The 7,604-nt window shown below is 39.5% G+C and carries 8 protein-coding genes; 5 read left to right on the forward strand and 3 right to left on the reverse strand.

The genetic code is table 11. The annotated features are described in order from the left end of the window. Positions 1-19 precede the first annotated feature (19 nt). Together xth and VNZ46_RS00185 are read left to right on the forward strand one after the other, a co-directional pair. On the forward strand, positions 20-799 hold the full coding sequence (xth, locus tag VNZ46_RS00180; protein WP_325558052.1) for an exodeoxyribonuclease III: 780 nt from the start codon (positions 20-22) through the stop codon (positions 797-799). Between the two features lie 54 nt (positions 800-853). Continuing rightward, complete coding sequence (locus VNZ46_RS00185) at positions 854-1,774, forward strand: NADP-dependent oxidoreductase (RefSeq protein WP_325558044.1); 921 nt, start codon at positions 854-856, stop codon at positions 1,772-1,774. On the opposite strand, the gene VNZ46_RS00190 is transcribed toward VNZ46_RS00185, so the two are convergent. The 3 genes from VNZ46_RS00190 to VNZ46_RS00200 all read right to left on the reverse strand — a co-directional run bounded on the left by VNZ46_RS00190 (position 1,771) and on the right by VNZ46_RS00200 (position 4,955). After that, complete coding sequence (locus VNZ46_RS00190) at positions 1,771-3,135, reverse strand: sulfatase-like hydrolase/transferase (protein ID WP_325558045.1); 1,365 nt, start codon at positions 3,133-3,135, stop codon at positions 1,771-1,773. The genes VNZ46_RS00185 and VNZ46_RS00190 overlap by 4 nt on opposite strands. Before the next feature lie 5 nt (positions 3,136-3,140). Then, positions 3,141-4,271, reverse strand: coding sequence for a DUF4374 domain-containing protein (locus VNZ46_RS00195; protein ID WP_325558046.1), 1,131 nt, complete (start codon positions 4,269-4,271; stop codon positions 3,141-3,143). Positions 4,272-4,478: 207 nt separating this feature from the next. Further along, positions 4,479-4,955 (reverse strand): GNAT family N-acetyltransferase, encoded by a 477-nt coding sequence (locus VNZ46_RS00200; protein ID WP_325558048.1) that lies wholly within the window; start codon positions 4,953-4,955, stop codon positions 4,479-4,481. A gap of 29 nt (positions 4,956-4,984) precedes the next feature. Here VNZ46_RS00200 and VNZ46_RS00205 point away from each other — a divergent pair, with 29 nt between their 5' ends. The 3 genes from VNZ46_RS00205 (at position 4,985) to VNZ46_RS00215 (ending at position 7,560) form a co-directional block, all read left to right on the forward strand. Then, positions 4,985-5,779, forward strand: coding sequence for an NYN domain-containing protein (locus VNZ46_RS00205; protein WP_325558050.1), 795 nt, complete (start codon positions 4,985-4,987; stop codon positions 5,777-5,779). A 47-nt stretch (positions 5,780-5,826) separates the two neighbouring features. Continuing rightward, positions 5,827-6,387: an elongation factor P gene (efp, locus tag VNZ46_RS00210; protein ID WP_108554985.1), complete on the forward strand. Its 561-nt coding sequence runs from the start codon at positions 5,827-5,829 to the stop codon at positions 6,385-6,387. Between the two features lie 93 nt (positions 6,388-6,480). Next, on the forward strand, positions 6,481-7,560 hold the full coding sequence (locus VNZ46_RS00215) for an aminotransferase class V-fold PLP-dependent enzyme (protein ID WP_325558051.1): 1,080 nt from the start codon (positions 6,481-6,483) through the stop codon (positions 7,558-7,560). Positions 7,561-7,604: the final 44 nt, after the last annotated feature.

A 7,604-nucleotide genomic window follows, 5' to 3' on the forward strand; every position in this document is an offset into this window, starting at 1 on the left:
CTCATTTAGGTTATTCTCTATGAAAATAGCAACATATAATGTCAATGGTGTTAATGGGCGCCTTCCTGTATTACTTCGCTGGCTGGAAGAAGCAGCTCCAGATGTAGCTTGCTTGCAGGAATTGAAAGCACCACAGGAAAAATTTCCGGAACAGGCCATAAAAGACGCAGGCTATCACGCCATCTGGCATGGACAAAAAAGTTGGAATGGTGTTGCTATACTGTCCAGAAAAGATAATATAAAAGAAATCAGACGCGGCCTTCCAGGCGATCCTGAAGACCTGCATAGTCGTTACATCGAAGCCTTAATCGACGGAATTGTGGTGGGTTGTCTTTACTTGCCAAATGGCAATCCTGCTCCCGGACCAAAGTTTGATTATAAACTACAGTGGTTTGAACGATTCAGACTCCATGCAGCAGAACTACTAAGTTCCGGCCAACCCGTGGTATTAACCGGAGATTACAATGTAATGCCAACCGAACTCGATGTTTATAAACCTGAACGCTGGGTAGATGACGCTCTATTTAGGCCTGAAACCCGCGCGGCCTTCCAAAAACTAATAGACCAGGGATGGACCGATGCCATACGTAAGCTGTATCCAAATGAGATAATATATACCTTTTGGGACTATTTTAGAAATGCATATGGAAGGAATGCGGGCTTACGGATTGACCATTTTCTCCTCAGCCCACAACTGAAGGAGCATTTACATGCTGCGGGAGTTGACCGACACGTACGTGGGTGGGAAAAAACGAGTGACCATGGACCAGTTTGGATAGAACTTTGTTTAAACAAGTAAGGAATTCTACTGTTGTAATCTACATAAGGCAATATCAAAAACACCCCCAAGCATATGAAAGCCATCCAATTTTCAAATTATGGTGATTCCACGGTTCTGGAACTCCATCAAACTGATCAACCCAAAGCAAAAGCAGGAGAAGTACTCATTAAAATCTCTGCTACAACTGTCAATCCATGGGATATCAAGGTGCGCTCAGGTGCCATGCAAAAAATAGTCCCTATTTCTTTCCCCTATACACCTGGAATAGATGTTGCGGGCACTGTTGAAGCCGTTGGAGAACAGGTAAACAGATTAAAAATTGGGGACAAGGTATTTGCCAATCCATCCAGCGGATCCTATGCAGAGTATATTTCTATAAAGGAACAGATTGTTTCCACCATTCCAACTAATGTTACACTGGCCGAAGCCGCAGCACTTACAATTCCACTAACCACTGCCTACAGCCTGCTAATCGAAGCCGGTGATTTGGAATCTGGTCAAAAAATATTGATTCATGGCGCATCAGGCGGTGTAGGAACCATTTTAATACAAATGGCCAAAGCATTGGGCGCCTACGTAATTGGAACAGCCTCAGGTAAGGGTTTAGACCTGATTAAGTCATTAGGTGCAGATGAAGTCATTGATTACAAATTTCAGGATTTCAGTCAATTGGTTTCTGATATCGACCTGATCGCAGACCTTGTTGGCGGCGAAACACAAACAAAATCATATCCCCTGGTTAAAAAGGGTGGTAAACTATTAAGTCTGGTTATGCCAACTTCTGATGAATTGGCCAAACAACATGGCATAACAGCAAAATTTGTAAACTCAACCCCCGCTTATGAAAAACTGGCTTTTGGAAAAGCACTTGTTGAAGCCGGAAAAATCAAAGTACAAATTGCAAAGACCATGCAGCTGGAAGAAGCAGCTACAGCCCAGGACCTGATATCCTCCGGAGGTGTTAATGGAAAAATTGTTCTGGAGGTCAGTTAATTTTCTTTATATCCTGGAAAGTGATCAAACAGCAGTTTCAACTCATGCGCAATATCTGCATGATCATTGATGACATTCGTTCTCTCTCCTGGATCAAAAGCAAGGTTGAACAATTCAGTCTTGCTTTTCACGTTTTTATCTAGAATTCCATTTTTAATTTCCCCACCCTTCACTTCTCTATATTTCCAATTGTCTTTCCGTACAGCCTCACAAATACCGTTATTTACAATGTAGATTTCTCTGTGCGCAGGATGTTTACGTCCCTTTTCCAATAGAACGTCAGAAATAGTCTGACCATCAAGTGTTCGCCCTTCGGGCAATTTCGCCCCAGTCCACTGCGCAAGCGTGGGCAATACATCCAGGTTGCTGATCATGTTGGTTAAAGTAGTACCCGGTTGAGTATGGTTTTTCCAGTAAACAATAAAAGGTTCACGTACACCGCCCTCATAACTCTCCCCCTTACTTCCTCTGAAAACACCTGCCGTTCCTGCATGCCAGCGTTTTGTTTCGCCATCGCCAGACATACGTTCAGGATAATCTATCCATGGCCCATTATCGCTTGAAAATATAAAAATTGTATTGTCAGCCAGTCCACTTTTTTCTACAGCAGCCCAAACTTCAGCCAGGCTGGCATCCAGTTGCTCCACCACATCACCAAGAGGCCCACCTTCAGAACGCCCCTTGTTTTTTACCGCAGAAGCAAAAGCCACAGGCAAATGCGGCATATTATGGGCCAGGTAAAGAAAAAAAGGTTTTCCCTTCTTTTGCTTACTAATATAATTCACAGCTTCAGTTTTATACAATTCTGTAAGCGATGAATCAGCCGGCCTAAATACCTCCGGTTTATGGTTACGGAAAATTTTCAATGTTGTATCCGTTTTAACATAAGGTGTTCGATAGTCGTGGCTATAGAGCATTCCATAATAGGAATCAAATCCCTGAGACATTGGATGATTATAAACTGTATGGTCGCCCAGGTGCCATTTACCAATCATAGCTGTGGTATATCCCACCCCTTTAAGCATTTCCGCTATAGTTACTTCCTGATCAGGAATCCCCAGAGAAGATCCCGGACCAATTACAGATCCTAAATTCATCCGGGAGGCATACCTCCCGGTTAATAAAGATGCCCTGGAGGGTGTGCATGCCGGACTTGAAACTACATAATTTGTCGCCCTAACACCTTTTTGTGCCATCATATCCAAAAATGGGGTCATAATCACAGGGTTTCCGTAACAACTTAAATCAGAATACCCCATATCGTCAGCAAGTACGAAAATGATATTTGGCCGCTGCTGCGCATATATACCGGTACCCATCAACACCAGTAAAACAACTAAAAACTTTTTGATCACATACATAACATTTAAAGATTTAACTGGTCAATTCTCATGATAAAATCTGTATTCCCGGAGAGCTCTAGCCCCTTTTTCAAAGCACCTGTGGTCAGGTTATAAAGCCAGATAAAATTGCCTTCTTTAGTTGAATTTACAGCAATATACGCTACACCGTTTTTTACAATTATACATTCTCTTCTGGTTCCCTTATCCAGCGGAAGCTCCAATTTACGGACCACCTTTTTTGAAGCCAGATCGAGTAGATAGAACTCAAAATGTGCAGTACTATAATGATCACTTAATCCCTTAAAGAGATCCTTTCTTTCACTTCTAATAATTGCTTTCTGATCTCCAAGATACCAGATTCCATAAGCATGATTACCAATCACAGATCCGGAAATGTCTAAACAATAGCTTTTATCCAATGTATCATCCGCAGCTTTTATCCTGAATACCCCGGTGGGGAGATCAGGTCTATTCCCCAGGGCAATACCTGGACAACTCATAAAATAGAAATTACGCTGTTCATCTTCAAAAGAATAAGATTGTATCAGATTGGTTCCCCCAGGATAAGTAGAACGTATATCCTTGTCTATTTTCGTTAGGGCCAGCTCAGGGTATTTTAACACTGCCACATACATCGTATCACTAGTGGTATAACTAGAAGGACTTAATCTTTGATGATAGGTGTAACCAATAAACAACTTATTGGCCCGGTGCTCAACAAAGCCAACAAATGTAGAATTAAACACTCCTGAGGGCTTCGGAATATCCAAATCAACTGCTTTGATCAAAGTCATTTTATCACTTTGGATTAAAACAGATCTCACCTGACTAAATTTGTCGGTATCCAGACCAACCAGTAAAAGTGAATCCTGTCCTATCCAATAATAATTCTCTATAGTAAAACCCTTTAACGGAACAGAAGCCGTTTCTTCAATTTGATTTTCTTGTAATCTGTATTTAGTAAATGACTCCGTTTTCCTATTTAAATGATAATAATATCCATCTCTGACAATGATATCCCTATCCGTTTCTGCCGGATCTAACAATACACCTTGTCTTTCAGGCAGAATTTTACCACTGTCTAATGTATTAGTCTCCAGGAGATACTCCTTTCCATCTTTACCCAGAACATAAATGCTATATTTTTTACCCACAATAGCAACAGGTTTCCTTTCACAGGACAATCCAAAACAAGATAGCACTAAAAATACACTGAGCAAAACAATTGGATTTCTCAATTCGGATAAATTTTCTTTAAACAAGACGAATTCGGGACTAGTGATTGATCATGCAAATACAATTTGTTCCACCCTATGGAACGTTTGTAAATGTAATAAACTTCATTAAAAAACAGATAATCATTAAATAGAAATACCAGATCTCAGCATATGTACATGATCAATACCATCCTCGTCATAAACCTCTCCTATTGCTTTAAAACCAAATGATTCATAAAAAGCTTTCAGGTATTGCTGTGCCCCAATTTTGATATCCCTGTTTCCGTGCAAGCGGATACAATTATCTATAGCCAATCTCACCAGTTCCTTTCCAAAACCAGTTCCTCTCACCCTCTTACTGCTCACTATCCGCCCAATAGAAGGCTCTTTAAAAGATATACCTGGCGGAACAATCCTTGCATAAGCGACAAGTTCCTTCTGATGATATAACATTAAGTGCTGGCAGGACAGATCTTTTCCATCTGCATCAAGATACACACATTGCTGTTCTACAACAAAAATCTCACTCCTTAACTTCAAAACATCATAGAGTTCTTTAGGTTTAAGTGCGTCAAAAGGCTTGCATAATTCAATAAATTCCATAGCCAAATATAAGTTCATTTAGCCAGCCTCAAGGCTAAAATAAAAAAATGTATATTGTACTAAACAGAGCCAATAAGTATTACCCGATCATGGATATCAAAAAAGACCTAAAACTCGCTGTATTAATTGATGCAGATAATGTACCCTATGCCAACGTAAAAGAAATGTTTGAAGAGATTGCAAAATACGGCACTCCGACCTTCAGAAGAATCTACGCAGACTGGACCAAGCCCACTGTATCAGGATGGAAAAAAGTGCTCCTTGAAAATGCCATTACCCCTATCCAGCAATACAGCTACACCACAGGAAAGAATGCCAGCGATAGCGCATTGATCATAGATGCAATGGATATTTTATATACTGGCAAAGTTGACGGCTTTTGCATCGTTTCCAGCGATAGTGACTTTACCAGATTAGCAACGAGGTTAAGAGAAGCAGGAATGACCGTTATAGGAATTGGTGAAAAGAAAACCCTTACTCCATTCATTAAAGCCTGTGATAAGTTTATCTATATGGAAATCCTTAAACCCGATCTTTCTGTAGAAGAAGAAATAGAAGATAAAAAACCACAGAGCAAAAAAGAGCAGCAGCCCTTAAGTAAGATAGATCCAAAGGTCATTAAACTATTTTCAGATACCATTTCCGATCTTGCTGATGAAAACGGCTGGGCTTCCCTTGCAGAGCTAGGAAGTTTAATGCTCAAGAAAAAACCAGACTTCGATTCCAGAAACTACGGATTTCCAAGATTGCTTCCCTTAATCAAAAGCATCAACCGCTTTGAAGTAGATGAAAGGGAAACAGGCAAATTAAATGTAAAACACATTTACATCAGAAGAAAATAAATACGCAAAAAGAATCTATCTTTAGCCAAATTTTATAATTATATTTTATGGCAAAAGCATCCGAAATCAAAGTAGGAAATATTTTACGTTATAACAACGAACTGGTAACGGTTACAGAATTCATACACCGTACACCAGGAAAAGGTGGCGCTTTCTACTTAGGTAAATTTCGCAACATCAAGACAGGAAAAATCGTAGAAGCACGTTTAGGGACTGACGAACAGGTTGAAATCTGCCGTGTGGAAACCAACGACTTCCAATATCTATATGAAGAAGGCGAGTATTTTGTTGTAATGGACAATATCAGTTTTGAGCAGTTCAATATTCCAAAATCTTTATTTGGACCTGCCGCCAAATTCCTGAAAGAAGGAATGGATGTTATCGTTTCTTTTGAAAGTGAAGAACCAATCATGGCCCAGGCACCAAATTTTGTAGAACTGGAGATCACTTATACAGAACCAGCTGTTAAAGGTGATACATCTTCAGGAGCTCAAAAGTCTGCAACGACAGAAAATGGTATTGAATTAAAAGTGCCATTATTTGTAAACCAAGGCGATAGAATTAAAATAGACACACGCACGGGTGATTATGTTGAACGTGTAAAATAATCTCAATGTCTTTATCCTGGCCTATAGCCAGGATAAAGATGTTTTTATAGTAGAGATTTAAGTGAAGTAAATGTAAACTGCTACATTTACGCCATGAATTTTACCGAACAATTTCCCGTACTAAATGACTATATATATCTTGACACAGCCGGTTCGGGCATCTTATCTCAATCTATACAACAGTGGAGAAAAGCACACGACGAACAATTTGTGCAAGAAGGAAGCAAATTCCGCCTTTATCAGGCAGATTTCCTCCAGGACGTCAAAGATCACGTAGCCAAATTTTTTAAAGCCAAAGCAGAAAACACTTTTCTTGTTCAAAATTTCTCCATCGCATTTAATACTTTCCTTGACGGATTAGACCGCTCTCATCGCTTCTTACTATTACAAAGTGATTACCCATCTGTAAATTATCCAATAGAAAGCAGAAATTTCAAAAGTATCGAATACGCAGAACTGGATGAAAACCTGGAGCAAAACATATTAAATAAAGTCAGATCTTCTAAGCCAACCATATTAGCACTGAGTTTGATCCAATACATTAGCGGAATCAAAATTGATCTTGATTTCATTAAAAAACTAAAAAAAGAATACCCGGACATGCTAATTGTTGCCGATGGAACGCAATTTTGTGGTACAGAAAGTTTTAATTTTGAAGAATCAGGTCTTGATGTACTTTTGAGCAGCGGCTATAAGTGGATGCTTTCCGGATACGGCAATGGATTCATGTTCATTAAAGATCATGTTTACAGCCATCTATACCAGAACAGAGTCAATCACGCTCTCCCGCAAGAACCTTTCCTAAAACATAAGAAGCTTTTGACGTTATGTTTTGAACCAGGCCATTTAGACACTCTTGCTTTCGGAACGCTGAAACAATCTATACTGGACTTAGAACAATTGGGAATGGACGTTATAGAGAAAAAACTACAGACACTAAGCGAACTTGCAAAAAAAGCTTTTACCGAAAGAGGGCTTCTCACTTCAGAAGTAGCTCAAAGAACAGCCCATTCTACAATATTCAATCTCAAATCAGATGAGGTATTGACAAAAAGAATGCAGGATGCTCATGTATTATTTTCTCCTCGCGGTGCAGGACTGAGGGTATCATTTCATTTTTACAATACGGAACATGATCTCGAAAAACTTCTTCAAATTATTGACAGAGCTTAATTAAACTCTGTCAATAAAATAAAAACTTAAAGTACCGTAACTAC

It is taken from the genome of Pedobacter sp. (genome assembly GCF_035566355.1).
In the GTDB taxonomy this organism is placed as follows: domain Bacteria; phylum Bacteroidota; class Bacteroidia; order Sphingobacteriales; family Sphingobacteriaceae; genus Pedobacter.